The following is a 20,648-nucleotide window of genomic DNA, read 5'->3' on the forward strand; positions in this document are numbered from 1 at the left end:
GTATGTCGTCCCGCGCCCGCGTCCTTGTGCTCAATTCCGCCCTTGGCCCGCTGGATTACCGCGTCCCGCATGGGCTGAAGGTCGAACCGGGCTCGATCGTCGTCGCCCCGCTCGGCCCGCGCCAGTTGCTCGGCGTGGTGTGGGAGCCGGAGCGGATGCCGTCGGATGCCGAGGTCGGCGACAATCGGCTGCGCAATCTGGTCGGCGTGGTCGATGTGCCGCCGCTCACCGATCCGTTGCGGCGGCTGGTCGAATGGACCGCCGATTATTATCTCGCGCCACCCGCTTCGGTGGTGCGCATGGCAATGCCTTCCTCGTCCGCACTGGAGGGCGCACGCACTGTCACCGAATATCGCGCGACCGGGCTGGTGCCCGATCGCATGACGCCGCAGCGTGAACAGGCGCTGGAGCGGATCGGCGATCGTCAGGGGCTGGTGCGCGAACTGGCGATCGCCGCCGATGTCTCGGACGCGGTGATCCGCGGGCTGGTCAAGACCGGCGCGATCGAAGCGATCGAAGTCGACATCGACAGCCCCTATCCGCTGCCCGATCCCGATTTCGGCCAACCGGCCTTGTCGGGCGACCAGCGTGCGGCGTCCGAAGTGCTGGTCGCCAACGTCGGCGCCCGCGCCTTTCAGCCGACCTTGCTCGACGGGGTCACTGGCTCCGGCAAGACCGAGGTCTATTTCGAGGCGGTCGCCGCCGCGATCCGCGAAGGGCGGCAAACCTTGGTCCTGCTGCCCGAGATCGCGCTGACTGAACCGTTCCTGCAGCGCTTCACCGCGCGTTTCGGATGCGAACCGGTCGCCTGGCATTCCGGCCTGCGCAGTTCGCAGCGGCGCCGCGCCTGGCGCGCGATTTCCAGCGGTCAGGCGCTGGTCACGGTCGGTGCCCGGTCGGCGCTGTTCCTGCCCTATGCCAATCTCGGCCTGATCGTCGTCGACGAAGCGCACGAGACGAGCTTCAAGCAGGAAGAGGGCGTTCACTATCACGCGCGCGACGTGGCGGTGATGCGCGGGCTGTTCGAGCAATGCCCGGTAATCCTCGCCTCCGCCACGCCGGCGATCGAAACGCGCCAGCAGGTCGCACTCGGCCGCTATGCCGAATTGAAGCTGCCTGGCCGCTGGGGCGCGGCGGAGATGCCGGCGATCGAGGCGATCGACCTGATCGCCGAACCGCCCGAGCGCGGCCGCTGGATCGCGCCGCGCCTGGTGCGCGCGATGCACGAGACGCTCGAGCGGCGTGAACAGGTCTTGCTGTTCCTCAACCGGCGCGGCTTCGCTCCGCTGACCCTGTGCCGGACCTGCGGGCACCGCTTCCAATGCCCAAATTGCACCGCGTGGATGGTCGAACACCGTCTGGTCCGGCGCCTCGCCTGCCACCATTGCGGCCATGTCGAGCCGGTGCCCCGCGCCTGTCCCGAATGCGCCAACGAGGACACGCTCGTCGCAGTCGGTCCGGGTGTCGAACGCATCGCCGACGAGGTCGCGGCGCTGTTCCCCGACGCGAAGACCGCGGTCGTCACCTCCGACACGATCTGGTCGCCGGCCAAGGCTGCCGAGTTCGTCCACCGCATGGAGGCGCACGACATCGATATCGTTATCGGCACCCAGCTGGTAACCAAGGGCTATCACTTCCCCAACCTGACACTGGTCGGGGTGATCGATGCCGATCTCGGCCTCAATGGCGGCGATCTGCGCGCGGCGGAACGGACCTTCCAGCAGATCATGCAGGTGTCGGGCCGCGCCGGTCGCGGCGCAAAACCGGGCCATGTCTATATCCAGACGCACAGCCCCGGCGCGGCGGTGATGCGCGCACTGATCACCGGCGATGCCGAGGCATTCTACGAAGCGGAGACCGAATCCCGCCGCGAGGCCGGCGCGCCACCGTTCGGGCGCTTCGCCGGCATCGTCGTGTCGAGCGAGGACAAGGCGGCAGCGCACGAGATCGCCATGCTCATCGGCCGCACCGCGCCCAAGATCGAGGGAATGGAAGTCTATGGCCCCGCCCCCGCCCCGCTCGCCATGCTGCGCGGACGGCATCGGCAGCGGCTCCTGGTCCATGCCCGCCGCGCGCTCGACGTGCAGGACGTGATCCGCGGCTGGCTGGGAAAGCTCGACTGGCCAAGCAAGGTGCGCGTAACGGTCGATATCGATCCTTACAGCTTCGTATAGCGGCGCTTGCGCCGGACTAGTCGTGGCGCTAGCCTTCCAGAAAATAGGGGATTATCGATGTTTCGTAATCTGTTGCTGACTGCCGCCTTGTTTATTCCTTCAGTCGCACACGCGGATTGGTACGTAGCGAGTTCGAAGCATTTCCTGGTCTATTCGGACGACAATAACGAGAGTCTGACGAGCTATACGCAGAGGTTAGAAAAATTCGACAAAGCTCTGCGCATCCTGCGCGGCGTACCCGATAGAGCGGTGAGCCCATCCAGTCGCGTGACTGTGTATGTGGTCAAGGATGTCGCTGCGGTGCGCGACCTGTTCGGCAAGGGAGGACGTAATATCGCCGGATTTTATGATCCCAGAGCGAGCGGATCGGTCGCCTTCGTGCCTCAGCGCGGGGACGGGGATTCGATCTACGCGCTCGATGCGCAGTCCATTTTTCTGCACGAATATAGCCATCACTTCATGTTCGCAAATTGGGGACAGGCGGCATTTCCATTTTGGTTCATCGAGGGCTTCGCGGAGTTTCACGCGACTGCGCGGTTCAAGCCCGACGGTAGCGTCGTGTTCGGCGCGGTGCCATTATACCGGGCCTATGGTGTGGATCGGGCCAACTCCATGCCAGCCAGCAAGATGCTGCGCCCCGACCCCGGCAAGATGTCCGACGAGGAACGCGGTGTAATCTATGCGCGCGCCTGGCTGCTGACGCATTATATGACCTTTGATGATAATCGGAGGAAGGCACTCGCTGACTATATCGCAGCGATCAATGACGGAAAATCGCCTGAGGAAGTCAGCGGGATGTTGGGCAGTCCGTCGAACCTAGACCTGAAACTCAATTCCTATTTGAAGCGGCCTTCCCTGCCTTCCGCCACGCTGACCGCTGAGCAGTTGAAGATTGGTGAGGTAAAGGTCCGTGCGTTGACGCCCGGCGAGGTCGCGACGATTCCTGCCTGGATCAGATCGCAGCGCGGTGTCGACACGGCCGGTGCAAAAGTCGTGCTCGGCCTCGCCAGAAAATCGACCGGAGCATATCCGGCGGACGCTGCCGCTCAGAACGTACTCGCAGAAGCAGAGTTGGATGCGGGAAACCCCGCCGAAGCGATCGCAGCATGCGATCGGGCGTTGGCCGTCGATCCACAATCTATCCACGCATTACTCTACAAAGGGCTCGCACTGACCGAAATCGCGACCAAGGCCGGTTCGACTGACGCCAAGCAGTGGCAGACGATCAGGAAATTGTATCTCGCTGCCAACAAGATCGATCCGGATGACCCACAGCCGCTGATTCTTTTCTATCGGAGTTTCATCAGCGCAAAACAGAAGCCAACGGCAAATGCGGGTGCCGGCTTGCTTTATGCCTATCAACTCGCCCCTTTCGACCTGGGCTTGCGCATAACCGCCGCCAAGTTACTTCTCGAACAGGACAAGGTGCAGGACGCCAAGATCGCGCTAAAACCGGCCGCTTATAATCCGCACGGGGGACCGATCGGTGAACTGGCGACCAAGATTCTCGCTGCCATCGACACGGGTGGGGCAACCGCCGGGCTGACGGTTTTGACTGCTGAGCAGGAAAAGGCCGAAAGAGAAGCCAAGGAAGGGAAGGGTAGCAAGGATCCGAAGGGGAAAGACCCAAAGGGCTAGTCGATGGCTGGCTGAACCGAGCCGCGGACCGGCATTTGCGGCTCGTTGACGCCAAGGAGCCAGGATCGCATGCTTGAAGCTTTCAGGATTTCCTGAAAGAAATAATAGACCTTTTAATCCGGAACGGCCCATGGCACGACTGATGCTATTTCTGGCGTTGCTGATGGTCATGCCGACCCCCGCCCGCGCCGACGACATCTCCGCCTCGGCGCGGGGGGTGGTGCGGGTCGTGACGATCGCGGTGGTCGATGAGAAGGTGGTCGATTTCGGCCATGGCAGCGGCTTTGCGGTCGCGCCCAACCGGGTCGTCACCAACGCGCATGTCGTCGAACTCGCCGCGCGTTATCCCGACAATGTCGTGGTCGGGATCGTGCCGTCGGAGGGCGACAAATCCTATGAGGGCAAGGTCATCGCGCTGGATGCGGCGCGCGACCTCGCGCTGATCGAATTCAAGGGCGTGAACCTGCCGACGCTCGCGCTCTATACCGGGCCGGTCGACGAGGGCGGGTCGGTCACCGCGCTGGGCTATCCCGGCAATGTCGATATCGCGACCGCGCGATCGGCCGCGGACTATATCCGCCCGCTCTCGCCGGTGCGGTCGGAAGGCGTGTTCTCCGGGCGGCGGATGCTGACCGATATCCAGGTGCTGCTGCACACGGCGAGCATCGCGCGGGGCAATTCGGGCGGCCCGCTGCTCGATCCGTGCGGGCGCGTGGTCGGCGTGAATTCCGCGCTGACCAAAAGCGAGGAAGGCGATTCGAGCTTCGGCTTCGCGATCGCCGATACCGAGCTGGCGACGTTCCTGCATACCGCCCATCAGCCCTATGCCGCGGTCGGCGTGCCGTGCACGAGCATCGCCGACCGGCTGCGCCAGGACAGCGACGCCGATGCGCGCGCGGTCGCCGATGCACAGAGCGCGAAGCTCGACGCGGCGGGCAAGGTGGCGGCGACACGTGAACAGGCGCTGATCAAAGCGCGCACCGAAGCTGCGCGGAGCAGCGAGAATTACATGGCGATCGCGGCCGTGCTGCTGGTCCTTGGCGCGCTCGTTATCGGCGGCGCGGGGATGCTCGAACTGCGCGGCGAGCGACGTGGGGCGATCTGGGCAGCGGGCGGCGGCGGCGTGCTGCTGGTCGCCGCGGTCATCATATTCCTGGTGCGGCCGTCGGGCGAGGTCACCTTGCCCGACGCGGTGGCGACGGCGGAACCGGTGGCGGTCAACAGCGATGCCGCGATCGGCAAGCTGGTATGCACCGTCGTGCCCGAGCGGAGTCGCGTCACCGTGTCCTCGACCGAGGATGTGACGCTCGACTGGGGTGCCGGCGGCTGCATGAACGGGCGCACCCAATATGCCGAGAATGGCAGCAAATGGGACCGCATCCTGGTACCCGCCGAGGAGCAGACCGTGTCGATCCTGCAGTTCGACCCGGCCAGGCGGGTTTATTCCAATACGCGTTACCTCCTGTCGGCCGGGCAGATGGATGCGGCGCGGAAAGTCCGCTCGCAAGTCACGGTCAAGGCGTGCTCACCCGACATCGGCGCGCGCGCCAATCTGTCGAGCCAGCAGGCGGCGATCCGCGCCGCACTGCCGCCCTATCCCAACGAGAAGATCGTCTATTCCTGCAAGACGGGCGGTTGAATCGGCTTTGGACGCATCCAGAAGGGTGCGACGAAACGGCCGCGGCGGTGTGCGATGACCAGCAGCGCGATACCGAACGCGGTACAGATGATCATTGCTGACAAAGACTGCTCGGCGCCGAACTTTCCGCCGGTGAGAATGTCGCTGCCCGGACTGTACGGCACCAGCATGCCCTTCGTTTGCAGACCCGAGATCGGAATGCCGTAGATGGCGCCCTGGGTGAAATTCCACGCGAAATGCAATCCAATCGCGGCCCATAGTCGACGGGTAATCATATAGAGCGCAGCGAGCATGATGCCGGCCTCCAGCGTGATCGCCACGCTGGCGACAAGTGTCGCATTGGGATTGAAGATGTGCCCAGCGCCGAAGATGGACGCCGAGATTGCCAGAGCAATCCAGCTGCCCAGCCAGGATTCGAGGATACGAAAAATGATGCCTCGCAGCACGATTTCCTCGGTCACGCCCGAGGTGATCGATATTGCGAGGACTGGCAGCATGACGCTCGCCGGATTGGTCCCGATCACGCGATAGCCGCCGAACAGCGCAATGATTCCGATGACGATCGAGAAGAGGATCGCGCCCATCAAAATGCCGGCGCCCAACTCACGGGCCCAGCCCGACAAAGCGAAATCCGCGACGGTCGGCCGTCGTTCGACGAACCGCACAAAGACGCAATAGAGGATGATGAAGATCGCCGCGACGATGATCGCCAGCACGACCGCCAGAAGGTCGTTATTAGCGTGAGGAACGAACCGGCTGATGAGATTCGAGAGGCGGATCGCAACGTAGACGAAGGCGATGCCGATCCCCAGCAAGACGAGCGGGAAATGCACGATCCGCCAGACCATGCTGTTCGGTGGCGTATTGGGTAGTGTCGGTTCCATGGCGTCCCCCTTTTTATGCCACCAGCCTAGCCGGACCCGGCGGCGGCGCAAGGGGCGCGGTCAGCCGCGATTGATCCGCGCGGCGAAGCAGCCGGGGGCCGCGTTATGCGCCTGAAGATAGGCGATGTCGGGATTGGCGAAGAGTTCGCGGATGCGCGCATCGGCATCACCGTCCAGCGCCAGGTTCGCGTCGCGCAGCATACCCGCCGCGTCGAACGCACGAAAGGCGAGCCGGCGATTGGCGAACACTGCCGGCAAGCTGTCATGAAGCTCGGCCGGGGCAAGCGCGCTTTCGCGCACATAGATCGCATAGCTGCTGCGGAACGGCGTCGCTGCCTTGTGATCCTCATAATTGAGCAGCAGCAAGGTCTCGCCCGGCTCGGCATCCTCGAGCGTGACACGGCACGGATAACCGGGCTTATGGTCGGCGCGGACCCGAACCACGCCCTGTTCGGCCAGCTCGGCATCGCTGCGCCCAAACAGCGGCGCGAACTCGTCGAGCGGCAAGCCGGAAATACGATAGGTCATCATTCGACTCCTTCACGATTGCGCAGCACGACCTTGCGGTCGATGCCATAAGCGTAGCCGCCCATGCTGCCATCGGCGCGCTGGGCGCGGTGGCACGGGATGACCACAGCGACCTGGTTGGCGCCGCACGCGGTACCCGCCGCGCGCACCGCGCGCGGGTTGCCGGCGATCGTCGCAAGTTCGGTATAGGTGCGCGTCTCACCGACCGGGATCTGGCGGAGTGCCTGCCACACCGCCTCCTGAAACGCGGTACCCCGCACGTCGAGCGGCAGATCCTGGTCGCGATCGGGCGATTCGACGCTGGCGACGACCCGCGCGGCGAGATCGGCTAGCGCCGCGCCACCGGGCACGATCTCGGCCTTGGGGAAGCGTTCCCGCAGCGCCGCCTCGCCCTCATCGAACGAGACGCGGCACAGGCCCTTGTCGGTCGCGGCAATCAGCATCGCGCCGAGGCTGGTATCGGCGATGGTCCAGCGGATCGTCACCCCCGCCCCGCCGCGCTTCCACGCGCTCGGCGTCATGCCGAGCCGCTTGGCGCCGCCTTCGTAGAAGCGGCTGGGTGCGGAGTAACCGGCTTCGTAGATCGCTTCGGTCACGGTCGCCTCCTCGGTCAGCGCGCGGGCGGCGCGTTGAGCGCGCAGGCCACGGGCATAAGCGGCGGGCGTCACCCCAGTCGCGCGCTTGAACAGGCGATGAAAATGATGCGGCGCATACCCGACCTGCGCGGCGAGATCGTCGAGCGCGACGACATCCTCCGCTGCCTCGATCAGGGCGACGGCGCGGGCGACGGCGATGCGGTCGCGGCCAACTTCGTCCGGCTTGCAGCGCAGGCAGGCGCGGAATCCGGCCGCGCGCGCCTCGGCCGCATTGCGGTAGAACAGCACATTCTCGCGCTTCGGGTGCCGCGCCGGGCAACTCGGCTTGCAATAGATGCGCGTGCTGGTCACCGCGCCGACGAAGCGCCCGTCAAAGTTGCGGTCGCGGGCGCAAAAAGCCGCCCATGCCGTGTCTGGATTGATCGTCTCGGTTTCCATGATGCCGATATAGGCGGGTAAAGGGGAGGCTACATCCCGTCGCTTGCGATCAAACTGTGCAGGCATGTCAGGAAGCCAAGACCGTCTTCGAGTTTCCATGCTTGCGGCGATAGCGCGGGTCGAACCGCGCTTGAATCGAACCGCACATCCAACTGCAGAGATATGACACACCGTATTGTGCCGTATCTTGATACGGTACACGCCATGTTCCGCTTGCGGATGCCCCAGCAATCGACCGAATTGAGCGGTTTAGGTAAATAATGCATTTATTTCAGCACATTAACTCATCACTATCGGACGCCTGACGACGGGACCGATACGGGGTCGAGATGATTGCATTGCATACAATGCATACAATGAATGCAACCAGATGTGACAGGCGGCAGCCTGGTCGCGATCAGGTTGCGACATCATCCCGAGGTTTCGGCAACGGGTCGCCGCTGTCCGCCGCAACCAGCGGGCGCAATACCGCGATCGTCGCGATGATGCCGGCGATCGGGATCAGCATGAGGTAAAACGCCGAGGTACCGCCGACCGCCGCGAACACGCGACCGACGATCAGCGAGCCCGTCGTGCCGCCGAGCGCCGAGAAGACCACGATCAGACCGACCATCGCCGATTGCGCCGCGCGCGGCATCGCGCTGAGGATCGCCGAATTGAGCGCGGGGTAGATCGGCGCCATGAACAGGCCGATCAGCGGGAAGACGAAGGCGGCAGCGGGCGCCGCCGCCCAGGTCGTGATCGCGACGCCGTGGGTAGCCTTGGCCAGCGGCAGCGCAACGACGATCAGCACCGCCATCGCGACCAGGCAGAAATTGAGCAGCGGGTACCAGCCGGTGCGCCGCACGATCACGCCCGCGCCGAGCCGGCCGACGGTGAGGCCGACGGCGAAGATCGATGCGGCCTGCACGCTCATCGGCGCCGAGAGATGCAGCATCTCGCGGTTGAAAGTCGGCAGCCAGGTGCCGATGCCTTGTTCGATCAGGACATAGAGGAAGATCGACAGGATGAAGACCAGGGTCAATGCCTTGGTCGCCAGCGCCAGCATCGCGCGGAAATCGCCGGCCGCCGTGCGCGTTTCGGCGCCCTCGCTCGCGGCGGCTTCGTCGAACGGCGATGTCGCAAGCAGGACGATCGCCAATGCCGCAGCGCCGGCGAGCCACCAATAAACGCCAAGCCAGGCGGGCGAACCCGGATTGCCCGCATCGATAAAGGCGCTGAAGATCCAATAGCCACTGAGCACGCCGAGCATGAACATGCCCTCGATCGTGTTGAGCAGGCCGGCATGGCCGCGCGGCGTGTCGGTGAGCAGCCCGACCAGCGAATAGACGCCGACCTTAGTCAACGCGAAGCCGATGCCGGTGCTGAGGAAAAGCAATCGCGTCATCCAGAAACTGTCGACGAGCGGCATGGCGAGACAGGCGAGCGCGACCAGTGCCAATCCCACCATCATGCCACGGCGATAACCGAAGCGGGGCAGGAACGAAGCGACCAGAAAGCTGGTGATCGCGATCGGCAAATCCTTGAACCCTTCGAGCGTGCTCGCCGAGATCTTGTCGATATGGAAATGCTCGATCGACTGCAGGATGACGGTACCGACGCTGTTCAACATCACCGCGAAAATCGCGTAACTGAGGAATATCGCGATCTTCAATCGTGTCGTGGCCACTCGCGATCCCCCCTGGTCTATCGTCGGTCGCAGCGCCGCTTCGGATCGGACGCTTGCACCTTTGGTCAAAGCTATTATGAAATGCATATCAAAGCAATGGATCAGCCGCCGGCATCCGGCGGACAGGCAGGGTACTGGGAGGATGCAGGTGGGACGAGCGGTACCGGATGCCGCCCTGGCGGCAATGCCGTTTACGGGCGATCAATGGCGTATCGTTGCCGAAGGCGCGGCCGCGTTGCTGGCACATGCCCCTTCGGTATTCGCGATTGGTAACGGCTTTATCGGCATGCGCGGACCCGAAAAGGGCTCCGGCGCGTCCGACATCTATCTCAACGGCGTGTTCGAGACGATGCCGATCGCCTATCATGAGGCAGCGCACGGCTATGCCGCGAACAGCGATACGCGCCTGCCCGTCGCCGATGCGACCAGGATCGACATCGCGATCGGCGATGTGCCGGCGGGCGATTTCACAAGGGTCGAACTCGATTTCCGTCGCGGCGTGCGCATCGAGACGATCGAGGCAAAAGGCTGCGCGATCAGGATCGAGCGGCTGGTGTCGATGGAACGGCGCGGGATCGTCGCAAGCCGGGTGGAAATTCACGCCGCAAACGGCGCAACGCGGGTCGCGGTGCGATCGTCGGTATCGCCGCCGCCGCTGGCCGGCGGATCGTCGGACAACGACGCCCCCTATGATCCGAGGGTCGGCCCGGCCTTCGGCAACAATCCCTGGGAGGTCATCGACGAGATCGCAGCGGGCGAGATCATCGGAAGGGTCGATCGGCTGCGGTGCACCGGGTTCGCTGTCGCCGCGCTTGCCTCCGGCGGCGAGACGGTCGAGCTGGCGAGCGGCGCAACGATCACGATCGATTGCGTCGCGAGCTATGCCGCGCAGCGCGGTCCCGATGCCGCCGACGCGGCACTGGCAACGGCAAGGGCGGCGCTGGACGCCGCACAGAATGCCGGCTTCGACACGCTTGCCACCGAGCAGAACGCCTGGTTCGACGCCTTCTGGGCCGATGCCGCGATCAGCTTTCCCGACAGTCCGGTCGCCGAACAGGCGTTGCGGCACGGCCTGTTCCAGCTCGTCCAGGCGGTCGGGCGCGACGGCGCGACCTCGATCGCCGCCAAGGGCCAGACCGGCGAGGGCTATGAGGGTCATGTGTTTTGGGATGCCGACAGCTATGTCCTGCCGGTGTTCGTCCATACCCGACCGGAGATCGCGCGGGCGATGCTGGCGTGGCGAATCTCGGGGCTCGACGCGGCGCGTGCCAATGCGCGCGCGATGGGGCAACAACGCGGCGCGCTCTACCCCTGGCGGACGATCGGCGGGGGCGAATGTTCATCCTTCTTCCCGGCTGGATCGGCGCAATATCACATCAACGCGGATATCGGCCATGCGCTGAAACTCTATGTCGAGGCGAGCGGCGACCGCACGATCCTGGCCGAGGGCGGTGCCGAGATGCTCGCCGAGACGGCGCGGATCTGGCTGGAGATCGGTTATCACGATCCGGCGCGAGACGATGCGTTCGTGATCAACCGGGTGACCGGGCCGGACGAATATTCGGCGCTGGTCGACAATAATCTCTACACCAACCTGCTTGCCGCCGAGCATCTGCGGTTCGCAGTTGCCGAGGCGCGCGCATTGTTGTCGGACGACGAGGCGGCGCGCATGATCCGGGCCGCCGAGACGATGTTCCTGCCGTTCGACGAGGAGCGACAGATACCGGCGCAGGACGATGGGTTTTTCGGCAAGCAACCCTGGCCGTTCGAGACCACGCCGGACAGCGACTATCCATTGCTGATCCATTATCATCCACTGACCATTTATCGGCACCGGGTCGCCAAACAGGCCGATGCGGTACTTGCGATCGTCTTGCTGCGCGAAGCGTTCGACCGCGAGACGCGGCGCGCGATGCTGAGCGCCTATGAAGCGGTGACGGTGCATGATTCGACGCTGTCGGCGAGCGTGTTCGCAGCGGCGGCGGCCGGCATCGGCGATGCCGATCGCGCCGCGCATTACTGGCGCGTGTCGGCGCTGACCGACTTGTCCAATTTGTTCGCCAACAGCGACCACGGATTGCACATGGCGGCGCTGGCCGGCGCCTGGAATGCGCTGGTCATGGGTTTCGGTGGCATGCGCAGCCATGACGGGCGGCTGAGTTTCGAGCCGATCGCGGTGCCGTCGCTCGGCCGTTACAGCTTTGCGGTGCGGTATCGCGGACGCCGGGTAATGGTCGAGGTCGATGGGACCGAGGCGCGTTACCGGATCGATACCGGTGCGGCGCTGACGATCTTTCACAACGACGTGCCGGTCGATCTCCTGCCCGGGGTGACGAGCCCGGTGGCGCTGATCCGATGAGCCGCTTCGCCGCCGCCATCTTCGATCTCGACGGGGTGCTCGCCGACAGCGCGACCGCGCATTTCGCGGCGTGGAAACGGATCGCGGACGAACTGGGCATCGGTTTCACCGAGGCCGATAACGAAGCGCTGAAGGGTGTCGATCGGATCGGGTCGCTGCGTCATATCCTGGCGCTGGGCGACGTCGCGATGGACGACGCCGCAATGACCGAGGCGGCGACGCGCAAGAACGGTTATTATCTGGATGCGGTTGCCACAATGTCGCCCGCCGACCTGTTGCCGGGCGCCGAAGCGCTGGTCGCGGCATGTCGCGCGGCGGGATTGCGCTGCGCAGTCGCATCGGCGAGCCGCAACGCGCCGCTGGTGCTCGACCGGCTTGGTATCGCCGGGCGGTTCGACTTCGTCGCCGATGCCGGAGCGGTGGCACATCCCAAGCCGGCGCCGGATATCTTCCTGGCGTGCAGCGACGCGCTTGGCGTGGCACCTGGGCAGGCTGTGGGATTCGAGGATGCGGCGGCGGGGATTGCCGCGATTCGCGCGGCGGGTATGGTCGCGGTGGGCATTGGCGACCCGGTCGTGCTGCACGATGCGGATGCGGTATTTGCATCTACTGCGGCGGTCGATCTTGCGGTGTTGCTCGCGCGCTAAGGCGCTGACCGAGCAGGCTCCCTAGCGCCGTTTTGCTGGCAGTCTGGCGACCTTGAACCAAATACTGTCCGGCTTCTGTCCAAAAAGAGCGGCATTATCTAGCCAAACTACCAATGCGATGAGGTCAGCTTGCCTCCGTGAGGGTAACCTAATCGTTTCCGATGCAGAGGGTCGATTCAATCCGCCCTCGGTTTGCCACACAAGTTGCCTTTTAGCAGGCGTTGAGGGTGTGTATTTTTTTTGCGGTACTAATGCCGCTAGATGGAGCTATTTTGACCATGGAATGTCCGACATTGGGTGGATTGCGGAACGACCGCTTTGGTCAGACATGTCGCGAAGCAGTCTTCATGTGGACCACGTCAGAGCGATCAACCCGCCGACCAAAAAGTAAACCGCCCATGGCGCAATCATCGCGGCTGTGCCGAAAAGCGCTCGTCGCCGCCATCCGGTCCAGATACTATCGCCCCTTACGATGCTCGTGCTGGCCGCGTAATTGTTCGCGATCATTCCGGCGATGAATGAGGCAAGGGCAGTCAGTCCGACGATCATAAGCGCCCTTTAGCCCATGAACGTAACGCAGCAATACGTTGTCGTATAGTGAGCCGTTATGTCCGCAACTGGTCGGAAGCGGTCTGGCCGCTTTTATGAATCTACGACCTTGCTTTTGGACAGACGCACGGGCGAACCGGGAAGGCCCAGCCGATCACGTCTCGCGGATGATCATCCGGGTCGGGAGCACGGTCGAGCGCGCGCGACCGCCATCGACTTGCTGCATCAGTTTTTCGACCAGGATCGCACCGGCGAGATGCGTTTCCTGTTCGATCGTGGTGATCGCCGGGTTGAAGTGCGCGGCGGGCGGAATGTTGTTGTAGCCGACCAGCGAATAATCGCGTGGTGCGACCAGGCCGGCTTCGCGGAACGCGCTGATCACCGCCATCGCCGCAGTGTCGGAAAAGGTGAACACCGCATCCGGCACGGGATGATCGCGCAGCCACGCCGCGGCCTCCGAATGGGCCGAGGCATAGGCCATATGTTCGACCGGCAAGCGGTCGATCACCACATCCGCCCCGGCATCGCGCGCGGCCTGGCGCATTCCTTCGAAACGGAGGCGGATCTCGGCATGGTCGGTATTGCCGATGAACAGCCAGCGTTTTGCGCCGCGTTTCAGAAACAGTTCGCCGGCAAAGGTCCCACCGAGGCGATTGTCGCTACCCACCGCGCAGTAATTATCGGCCGGTTCGACCGCGCCCCAGACGACGAACGGCGCCTTGCTTCGCGCCAGTTCCTTGAGCAGCGGATCGCGCCCGCCCTGACCGAGAAAGATGAAGCCGTCCGTCGCACGGGCGCTGAGCAAGTCGAGGCAGCTTTTCGCATCGACCAGTCCGGGCGGTGAGAGCAGCAGATCCTGATTGCGCACCGACAACGCCTCGGACACGCCGGCGAGCAGTTCGAAAATGAAGGGATCGGCAATGCGGCCGGCACGGTGCGAGCCGAAATCGAGCACGACCGCGATCGTGTCGGTGCGCAGCTGACGCAGTTTCTGCGCGTTGCGGTTTACCGCATAACCCTGCGCCCGTGCCACCTCCAGCACGCGGTCGCGCGTCGCCGCGGTGACCAGCGGACTGCCGTTGAGGACACGCGAAACGGTCGGCTTCGAGACATTGGCGAGCCGGGCGATATCGCCCATGTTCACCGCCATCGACCGAGGCTGCCGGTCGCCCCGGCCCTTCGGTATATCATTCACGGTGAGTGTCCGGCGTGCTGTTCATCGATATGCCATATCGGGTCTTGCCGCGATCAACAAACGCCGGTTCGTTTCCGATCCGTTGCAAGAATGCTTGAAATGCATTTCAGACTCGCATAGACCACGATCCATCGAAAGGCCCGCCAACCAATGACGGCGCCACGCAGGAGGAGGACAAGTCATGGCCCGGTTTCAACATCGTCTTACCCGTTTGTCGGCAGGACTGGCTCCGCTGGCGTTGATCGCCGCGCTTGCCGCCGCATCCCCCGCCTTCGCGCAGGAAACCCCTGCCGCTGACGATCAGGCGGCCGCCGCCCAAGCGGATGGCGCCGAGCCGGATAGCAGCGACATCATCGTGATCGGTACCGCCGGTGCCGGCACGCGCCGCCAGGATGCGGCGTTCGCGCTGACCACGATCGACAGCGCGGCAATCGAAAAGCTCGCCCCGCCGAGCACCGCCGCATTGTTCCAGGGCATTCCGGGCGTCAGCGCGGAGAGTTCGGGCGGGCAGAATGGCGCGAACATCTTCGTGCGTGGTTATCCGTCGGGCGGCGATGCCGAATATGTCACGATCCAGAGCGAAGGCGTGCCGTTCTTTCCGCCGTCGACCTTGTCCTTCCTGGAAAACACCCAGCTGATCCGGGTCGACGAGACGCTGAAGCGGGTCGAAGCGGTGCGCGGCGGGACCGGCGCCTTGTTCTCCTCGGGCCAGCCGGGCCTGACGATCAACTTCGTCCAGCGTGAAGGCAGCCAGGATTTCGCCGGATATGGCAAGCTGAGCGCGACCACCTTCGGTGAAGTGCGTGCCGATGGTTATGTGTCGGGACCGATCAACGACGACACGACATTCATGGTCGGTGGTTATTACGCCAATTCGCGCGGCGTGCGCGATGCGCAGTTCCGTGCCGAGCGCGGCGGCCAGATCACCGCCAATATCCGCCACGACTTTGGCGGACGCGGTTCGCTGCTGGTGTTCGGGCGTTATCTCAACGATCGCGGCCAGTGGCTGTTGCCGATTCCGGTGATCCAGAATGGCGACAAGATCTCCGAATTCCCCGGCTTCGATGCGGGCACCGGCACCTTTGCCGGCAACGAAACGCGGTTCGCCACGCGCAACGACGGGTCGAAGGTCGATCTGGCCGATGGACGCGGCGCGCGGATCGTCAATTTCGGGGTCAATTTCAATTACGACCTGAATGACAATTTCACCGTGCGCGACCGGATCAGCTATCTCAGCGGCGATGCCGACACGACCGGGATGGTGCCGGCCGGCGCGCCGCCACAAACCGCGGCGTCCTACGCCGCCGGCTTCTCCGGCGGCGCGATCGGCAGCCTGCGTTATACCAACGGTGGCGCGCTGGTGCCCAATGCGGCAAACCAGCAAGTCATCGAGGTCGGGCTATGGACGGTTCGCAAGCAGATCGAATCCTTCGTCAACGATTTCTCGGTCGCTTATAAGTCCGGCGGCAACACGCTGACCGTCGGCGGTTATTATGCGAACTATTCGTCCAACGATCAGTGGAATCTGGGCAATGCCCAGTTGCTGACCGCCGAGCCCAATGCCCGCCGGCTCGACCTGGTCCTGGCCGACGGACGCCAGGTGACGCGCAACGGATTTTCGGGCGGGTCGTTCTTCAACGTCAACGCCGGTTATACCGGTGAGGATATCGCATTCTACGCGGTCGACGAATTCCAGGTCACCGACAAGCTTCGCGTCGATGGCGGCATCCGCTGGCAGAATCACAAGGTCGACGGGACGCTGGAGAATAATAGCAACGGCGTGAACACCGACGGCAACCTAAATACCCTGTACGACAACAACACCGCGGTGCTGAACGGCACTTTCTCGACGATCAAATATCGCGGCGATGAATTCTCCTGGACGGCGGGCGCCAATTACGACGTGACCGACCAGATCGGCGCGTTCCTGCGTTACAGCCGGGGCCACAGCTTCCCGTTCTTCGACAATCTGCGCGATGGGCTGACGCTGACGCAGCAAGTCGACACTTATGAAGGCGGGATCAAGATCTCGACCGGCATGCTCAATTTGTACGGCACGTTGTTCCACAACGACTTCAAGGGCCTGACCACGACGGTGATCGTTTCCGGTGCGCCGATCGCCTCGGTCGGTGGCGCGAAGACCACCGGGTTCGAGCTGGAAGGAGCGATCCGGCCGGCCAAGGGCGTTTCGATCGGCTTTGGTGGCACCTATCTCGCGGCGAAGTATCAGGACTTCTTCACCGACGGTGGCGCAACCAACCTGACCGGCAATAATGTCCAGCGCCAGCCGAAATGGCAGTGGCACGTGTCGCCGTCCTATGAAGCGCATTTCGGCGACCATATTGCCAGCCTGTTCACCACGGTATCGTATATCGGCGATCGCTTCTCCGACGTCCAGAACACGCAGTTGCTGCCCAATTACATCAAATGGGACGCGGGCGTGGCGCTGGATCTCAACGACCGGGTCAAGCTGCAGGCGACAGTCGATAATATCACCAACGCGATCGGGTTGACCGAAGGCAATCCGCGCAGCCTGGCCACGCCCGGCGCCGGCGCCATTCTCGCGCGTCCGATCCTTGGCCGTTCGGCGCGTTTCAGCATCGGGTACAAATTCTGAGAAGTACGGCATCCGGGTTCGCGCCCGGATGCCGGTTCACGGATTTGTCTGCGCCAACAGACAGCGACCACTGCTAAGGCTTCGTCCAGGGCAGATCGCCATATTCCCACGCCCAGGGCACACCGGTATCGCCGAGCAATGCCCTGGTCAGGCGCGGGAAGAGCGGTTCGGCGCGGACGTCGTTGGACAGGATGACGACGCAGCGCCGTGCCTTTTCGACGCATACCCAGATATTGCCGGTGCTGTCGTTATGGCCGCCCTTGTAGAAGCCCGGCCCTTGCGGCCCCTTGAAAGTCACCACGCCGAGCCCCGCCGCGAGATCGGGATGGCGTTGCGCCACCGGTAGATCGGGCGCGAGCATCGGGAACTGGCTTGCCGTCCTGATCGGCAATTGCGGTCGGACGAGCGCCGCGCGTGACGCCGGCTTGAGTCCGTCGCCGCGCATATAGGACGCCGCGATCTTCGCCATGTCGGTGATCGTCGTGTCCATCGATCCGGCCGCGCGCGGTTTGCTGCGTTCGTCATGCGGCTCGACCTTGCCGTCGCCCTGCCAGCCATCGGCGAGGTTGGTGGCGAAATCGGGCCGCCACATCATCCCGGTGTGGGTCGCGCCGACCTTGTCGAAGATGCGCTTCTGCATCTCCGCACCGATGTCGAGGCCGAGCCCGGCTTCGAGCACGAACTGCAACAGGATGATCCCGTCGCCGGAATAGGAATAACGCGTGCCCGGATCGAAGTGGAAACGCAGTTTGCCGTCGGGTTCCATAAAGCCGAAATTAGCGAAGCCCGAGCCATGGTTGAGCAGGATGCGCGGGGTCAGCTTGCGCCAGCGTTCGTCGCCAGCGAGATCGCTCCACCGCGCATAACGGTTCTCGATCGTCGGACCGGCATAATCGGGCAGCGGCTTAGGCAGATAGTCGGCGATCGAGCGGTCGAGGTCGATGCGCCCCTCTTCGACCAGTTGCATGACGAAATTCCCGAACACCGTCTTGGTCAGCGAGGCGCCGTACATGACCGTGTCGGGGGTGAGCGGATCGCCGTTCGCGTTACGCGCGCCCCAGCTGCGCGCGAACACGACCTGGCCATGATCGATATAGGCGATCGCGATGCCCTTCGCGCCGGTCTCCGCCATGCCGGCCTTGACCAGCGTGTCGAGTGCAGGGTGACCGGGTTCCGCGATGGCGGGGGATGTGGAAGCGATCGTCAATGCCATGGCCATGCCCAACGTTCTCAGCATCCATCATCTCCATATCACGGCAGGTCGAGGTTAAAGCTTGGCACGCGGATTACCGCTGTCGCGCTTGGCGGCGAGCGACCGGGTGATGACGATCTCGGCAAGGCGTACACCCGGGATGAACAGGCCGGCCGCCTCAACCCCGGCATTGAGCAGAAATTCGGCATCGACCAGCTTGCCGACATGCTGCTCGAAGGTGGAGCCGCCAATGCGCGTCTCCCCGGTGACACCGTCGAATTCGACCACCGCCTCCTTGCCCTGCCAGCGATAGCGAAAGGCATAGACCGGGCGGTAATAGAGATCGATCAGATGGAGCGACAGTTTCTCCTCCTGCACGCGATCGGCCTCGATCCGCACGATCGAGCCGGCGAGCACGTCGCGCACCAGCATCGACGCCTTGGCTTCGGGTGGCACGACCACGGTGCCGGCCAGGGTCGCCGCCGCCAGTGTCCCGGCGTCCGACACATCGGCTTCAAATTTGAGATGGGCCGACAGCGCCGCATCGGGCGTGCCGCGGATCGCGTCGAACAGATAGTCTCGCTCCGTCTCGTCGCGGCAATGCTCGACCCCCGAGACAGTGAAGGCACCGTCTCTGACGGGCCGCAGCATCCCTTCCAGCATCACTTCCTGAACATTAGCCGCCACCGCCACGCGATAGTCGCGATTGCGCTGATAGACATGCAGCGCGGTGCAGGAGATTCGCCAGAAGGGCTGCAGCCGCCGTTCGCGATAGACGATCTCGAACTCTTCGTCGCGCGGCCGCGTGAGGAAGCCAGTCAGCTTCGCCATTGTCCCGAACGCCTCAACCCGCTTGGTCCAGGCACGTCCTTCTGCATGGTCCATCGAGAAGCGGTCGCGTACGACCAGTACCCGCTCTTCGGCCAGTTCGACGTCCATCGCCCCCGCTCCGCGCTATTAGGTTGAAGAGTTCGACACCGATCCATCGCGATGGTCAAGCGGCGCGCCGGAATCCGGCGGCAACGGCTCGGGTATCGGAAAGTGATCCCGCAGCCAGGCGGAGATAAGCCGCGTCGCTACCGGCATGTACATCAGGTCATGCCCCGCCCCGCGTTCGAGCGCGAAGGTCGCCGCCGGCTGTGCCTTGGCAAGCGTGCGGCCGTTACTGACCGTCACCACGGTATCGGCGGTGCCGTGATAGAGCAGGATCGGCGCAGTGACCCGGCCGATCTTGGCGCGATTGTCGAACCGGTCGCGAACCAGAATAGTCGGGATATAGGGGTAATGCTGTCCGACCACCCGCGCCAGACTGGAGAACCCGGACACGAGGATCAGGCCCCCGACCTTCTTTCGCGTGGCCAGTTCGGTGGCGACGCCCGAGCCGAGCGAATTGCCGATCAGGACGATGTCCTTGAGCGGCAGGCGATTATTCTCCAGCCAGTAGATGCCCGCCGCACCGTCGCGGTACAAATCCTGTTCGTTCGGGGTGCCGGGATTGCCTCCATAGCCGCGATATTCCGGCAGCAGCACGCCATAGCCCTGGTCGGCAAAGGCGCGCGTCGCCGCCTCGCTGCCGTTCACATCGCTGCCATTGCCGTGAAAGAAGACCAGGGTCGGCCGGCCCGGCCGCGGAGGATGATAGAAAGCGCGCAGGACCAACCCATCGCTGGTGGTGAGCGACATATCCTGGAAACCGGGCCCGGGACCCTCGGCGAGCGTCAGCCCGCCGCCCGGCGCCGGATAATAGAAGATTCGCTGGAAGATATAAAATGCGCCCAGCGCGGCCAGATAGAGCGCCAACACGCTCCCCAGCAGCCATGGCATTGTATCACCGATGCGCATCAACGTGCGTTCGCCTCGAACAATTCGAGTGTCCGTTCCTTGGCCAGATCGGCGCTCGGCTCATGATAATCCTTACGCCGGTCGGAGTTGAAGCCATGCCCGGCCTCATAGATATGAACCGTCGCGTTGGGATGATCGGCAGCCATGACCTTTTCCACGCCGTCCATCGGGATGCCGGTGTCGAAGCGCCCGAAATGCAGGATCACCGGTGCCTTGGGTATTTCGGCCGAAGCGCCGGGGATGAGGCTGCCATAATAACCCGAGGCGGCGGCGACGTTGTTCATCCGCGTCGCGGCGAACCAGGCGATCGAGCCGCCGTAGCAATAACCGACAACGAACACCGGCCCCTTTGCGGCAAGCGCATCGACACAGGTCTGCACATCGGCCAGCGACAAGTCGAACGGGTGGAGCTGACGCGCCAGTTCGATGCTGCGCGCGAGGCCCTCGCCGCCATATTCGGCCTCGAAGCCGGGGTGTTCGCGGTCGAACAGAGCGGGTGCGAAGACTTCATAACCGTCAGCGGCATAGTCATCGGCCAGATCGCGGATATGGTCGGTGACGCCGAAGATTTCCTGTACCAGCACCAGCCCGCCGCGCCGTTCTCCCGCGGGCTGCGCCTGATAGACGCCGATCCCCGCGCCATCGGACATCGTCATCTTTTCCATCGTGCCAGTCATGCGC

Annotated in this window: 15 protein-coding genes; 6 read left to right on the plus strand and 9 right to left on the minus strand. The window is 63.9% G+C overall.

The window, feature by feature from the left end:
- Nucleotides 1–2: 2 nt before the first annotated feature.
- From ACVWZA_RS10900 to ACVWZA_RS10910, 3 genes are all read left to right on the plus strand, one after another.
- A complete protein-coding gene (locus ACVWZA_RS10900; RefSeq protein WP_457311223.1) occupies nt 3–2,174 on the plus strand; it encodes a primosomal protein N' in 2,172 nt (723 codons plus the stop codon).
- A 57-nt stretch (nt 2,175–2,231) separates the two neighbouring features.
- Nucleotides 2,232–3,812 (plus strand): hypothetical protein, encoded by a 1,581-nt coding sequence (locus ACVWZA_RS10905; protein ID WP_457311224.1) that lies wholly within the window; start codon nt 2,232–2,234, stop codon nt 3,810–3,812.
- Between the two features lie 130 nt (nt 3,813–3,942).
- Nucleotides 3,943–5,451 (plus strand): S1C family serine protease, encoded by a 1,509-nt coding sequence (locus tag ACVWZA_RS10910; protein ID WP_457311225.1) that lies wholly within the window; start codon nt 3,943–3,945, stop codon nt 5,449–5,451.
- Here the strand turns inward: ACVWZA_RS10910 and ACVWZA_RS10915 are convergent.
- The 4 genes from ACVWZA_RS10915 to ACVWZA_RS10930 form a co-directional block, all read right to left on the minus strand.
- Entirely contained in the window at nt 5,427–6,335 is a 909-nt protein-coding gene (locus tag ACVWZA_RS10915; protein WP_457311226.1) for a CPBP family intramembrane glutamic endopeptidase, read from the minus strand. The two genes, ACVWZA_RS10910 and ACVWZA_RS10915, sit on opposite strands and share 25 nt — an antisense overlap.
- A 60-nt stretch (nt 6,336–6,395) precedes the next feature.
- Complete coding sequence (locus tag ACVWZA_RS10920; protein WP_457311227.1) at nt 6,396–6,863, minus strand: DUF1203 domain-containing protein; 468 nt, start codon at nt 6,861–6,863, stop codon at nt 6,396–6,398.
- Nucleotides 6,863–7,897 (minus strand): bifunctional DNA-binding transcriptional regulator/O6-methylguanine-DNA methyltransferase Ada, encoded by a 1,035-nt coding sequence (gene ada / locus ACVWZA_RS10925; RefSeq protein ID WP_457311404.1) that lies wholly within the window; start codon nt 7,895–7,897, stop codon nt 6,863–6,865. The genes ACVWZA_RS10920 and ada overlap by 1 nt, the downstream gene beginning before the upstream one ends.
- Nucleotides 7,898–8,294: 397 nt before the next feature.
- A complete protein-coding gene (locus ACVWZA_RS10930; protein ID WP_457311228.1) occupies nt 8,295–9,566 on the minus strand; it encodes an MFS transporter in 1,272 nt (423 codons plus the stop codon).
- Nucleotides 9,567–9,714: 148 nt separating this feature from the next.
- On the opposite strand from ACVWZA_RS10930, the gene ACVWZA_RS10935 reads away from it, so the two are divergent.
- A complete protein-coding gene (locus tag ACVWZA_RS10935; protein WP_457311229.1) occupies nt 9,715–11,925 on the plus strand; it encodes a glycoside hydrolase family 65 protein in 2,211 nt (736 codons plus the stop codon).
- Entirely contained in the window at nt 11,922–12,572 is a 651-nt protein-coding gene (pgmB, locus tag ACVWZA_RS10940; protein ID WP_457311230.1) for a beta-phosphoglucomutase, read from the plus strand. The genes ACVWZA_RS10935 and pgmB overlap by 4 nt, the downstream gene beginning before the upstream one ends.
- A gap of 703 nt (nt 12,573–13,275) precedes the next feature.
- Here pgmB and ACVWZA_RS10945 read toward each other — a convergent pair.
- On the minus strand, nt 13,276–14,259 hold the full coding sequence (locus tag ACVWZA_RS10945; RefSeq protein ID WP_457311231.1) for a LacI family DNA-binding transcriptional regulator: 984 nt from the start codon (nt 14,257–14,259) through the stop codon (nt 13,276–13,278).
- 238 nt (nt 14,260–14,497) lie between these two features.
- On the opposite strand from ACVWZA_RS10945, the gene ACVWZA_RS10950 reads away from it, so the two are divergent.
- On the plus strand, nt 14,498–16,933 hold the full coding sequence (locus tag ACVWZA_RS10950; RefSeq protein ID WP_457311232.1) for a TonB-dependent receptor domain-containing protein: 2,436 nt from the start codon (nt 14,498–14,500) through the stop codon (nt 16,931–16,933).
- Between the two features lie 73 nt (nt 16,934–17,006).
- On the opposite strand, the gene ACVWZA_RS10955 is transcribed toward ACVWZA_RS10950, so the two are convergent.
- From ACVWZA_RS10955 to ACVWZA_RS10970, 4 genes are read right to left on the minus strand one after another with little or no spacing between them, the layout of a single operon-like run.
- Entirely contained in the window at nt 17,007–18,170 is a 1,164-nt protein-coding gene (locus ACVWZA_RS10955) for a serine hydrolase domain-containing protein (protein ID WP_457311233.1), read from the minus strand.
- Nucleotides 18,171–18,200: 30 nt separating this feature from the next.
- A complete protein-coding gene (locus ACVWZA_RS10960; RefSeq protein ID WP_457311234.1) occupies nt 18,201–19,064 on the minus strand; it encodes a hypothetical protein in 864 nt (287 codons plus the stop codon).
- Between the two features lie 18 nt (nt 19,065–19,082).
- Nucleotides 19,083–19,967 carry an alpha/beta hydrolase gene (locus ACVWZA_RS10965; protein WP_457311235.1) on the minus strand — a complete coding sequence of 295 codons (885 nt, stop codon included), beginning with the start codon at nt 19,965–19,967 and terminating at the stop codon, nt 19,083–19,085.
- Complete coding sequence (locus tag ACVWZA_RS10970) at nt 19,967–20,644, minus strand: dienelactone hydrolase family protein (RefSeq protein WP_457311236.1); 678 nt, start codon at nt 20,642–20,644, stop codon at nt 19,967–19,969. Before ACVWZA_RS10970 ends, ACVWZA_RS10965 begins: the two co-directional genes overlap by 1 nt.
- Nucleotides 20,645–20,648: the final 4 nt, after the last annotated feature.

The organism is Sphingomonas sp. UYAg733 (assembly GCF_054057355.1).

Coding starts and splice junctions, on each gene's coding strand:
- pgmB (WP_457311230.1), top strand. CDS start 11,922: ATGAGCCGCTTCGCCGCCGCCATCTTCGATCTCGACGGGGTGCTCGCC.
- ACVWZA_RS10950 (WP_457311232.1), top strand. CDS start 14,498: ATGGCCCGGTTTCAACATCGTCTTACCCGTTTGTCGGCAGGACTGGCT.
- ACVWZA_RS10965 (WP_457311235.1), bottom strand. CDS start 19,967: ATGCGCATCGGTGATACAATGCCATGGCTGCTGGGGAGCGTGTTGGCG.
- ada (WP_457311404.1), bottom strand. CDS start 7,897: ATGGAAACCGAGACGATCAATCCAGACACGGCATGGGCGGCTTTTTGC.
- ACVWZA_RS10955 (WP_457311233.1), bottom strand. CDS start 18,170: ATGCTGAGAACGTTGGGCATGGCCATGGCATTGACGATCGCTTCCACA.
- ACVWZA_RS10905 (WP_457311224.1), top strand. CDS start 2,232: ATGTTTCGTAATCTGTTGCTGACTGCCGCCTTGTTTATTCCTTCAGTC.
- ACVWZA_RS10945 (WP_457311231.1), bottom strand. CDS start 14,259: ATGGGCGATATCGCCCGGCTCGCCAATGTCTCGAAGCCGACCGTTTCG.
- ACVWZA_RS10910 (WP_457311225.1), top strand. CDS start 3,943: ATGGCACGACTGATGCTATTTCTGGCGTTGCTGATGGTCATGCCGACC.
- ACVWZA_RS10900 (WP_457311223.1), top strand. CDS start 3: ATGTCGTCCCGCGCCCGCGTCCTTGTGCTCAATTCCGCCCTTGGCCCG.
- ACVWZA_RS10960 (WP_457311234.1), bottom strand. CDS start 19,064: ATGGACGTCGAACTGGCCGAAGAGCGGGTACTGGTCGTACGCGACCGC.
- ACVWZA_RS10915 (WP_457311226.1), bottom strand. CDS start 6,335: ATGGAACCGACACTACCCAATACGCCACCGAACAGCATGGTCTGGCGG.
- ACVWZA_RS10970 (WP_457311236.1), bottom strand. CDS start 20,644: ATGACTGGCACGATGGAAAAGATGACGATGTCCGATGGCGCGGGGATC.
- ACVWZA_RS10920 (WP_457311227.1), bottom strand. CDS start 6,863: ATGACCTATCGTATTTCCGGCTTGCCGCTCGACGAGTTCGCGCCGCTG.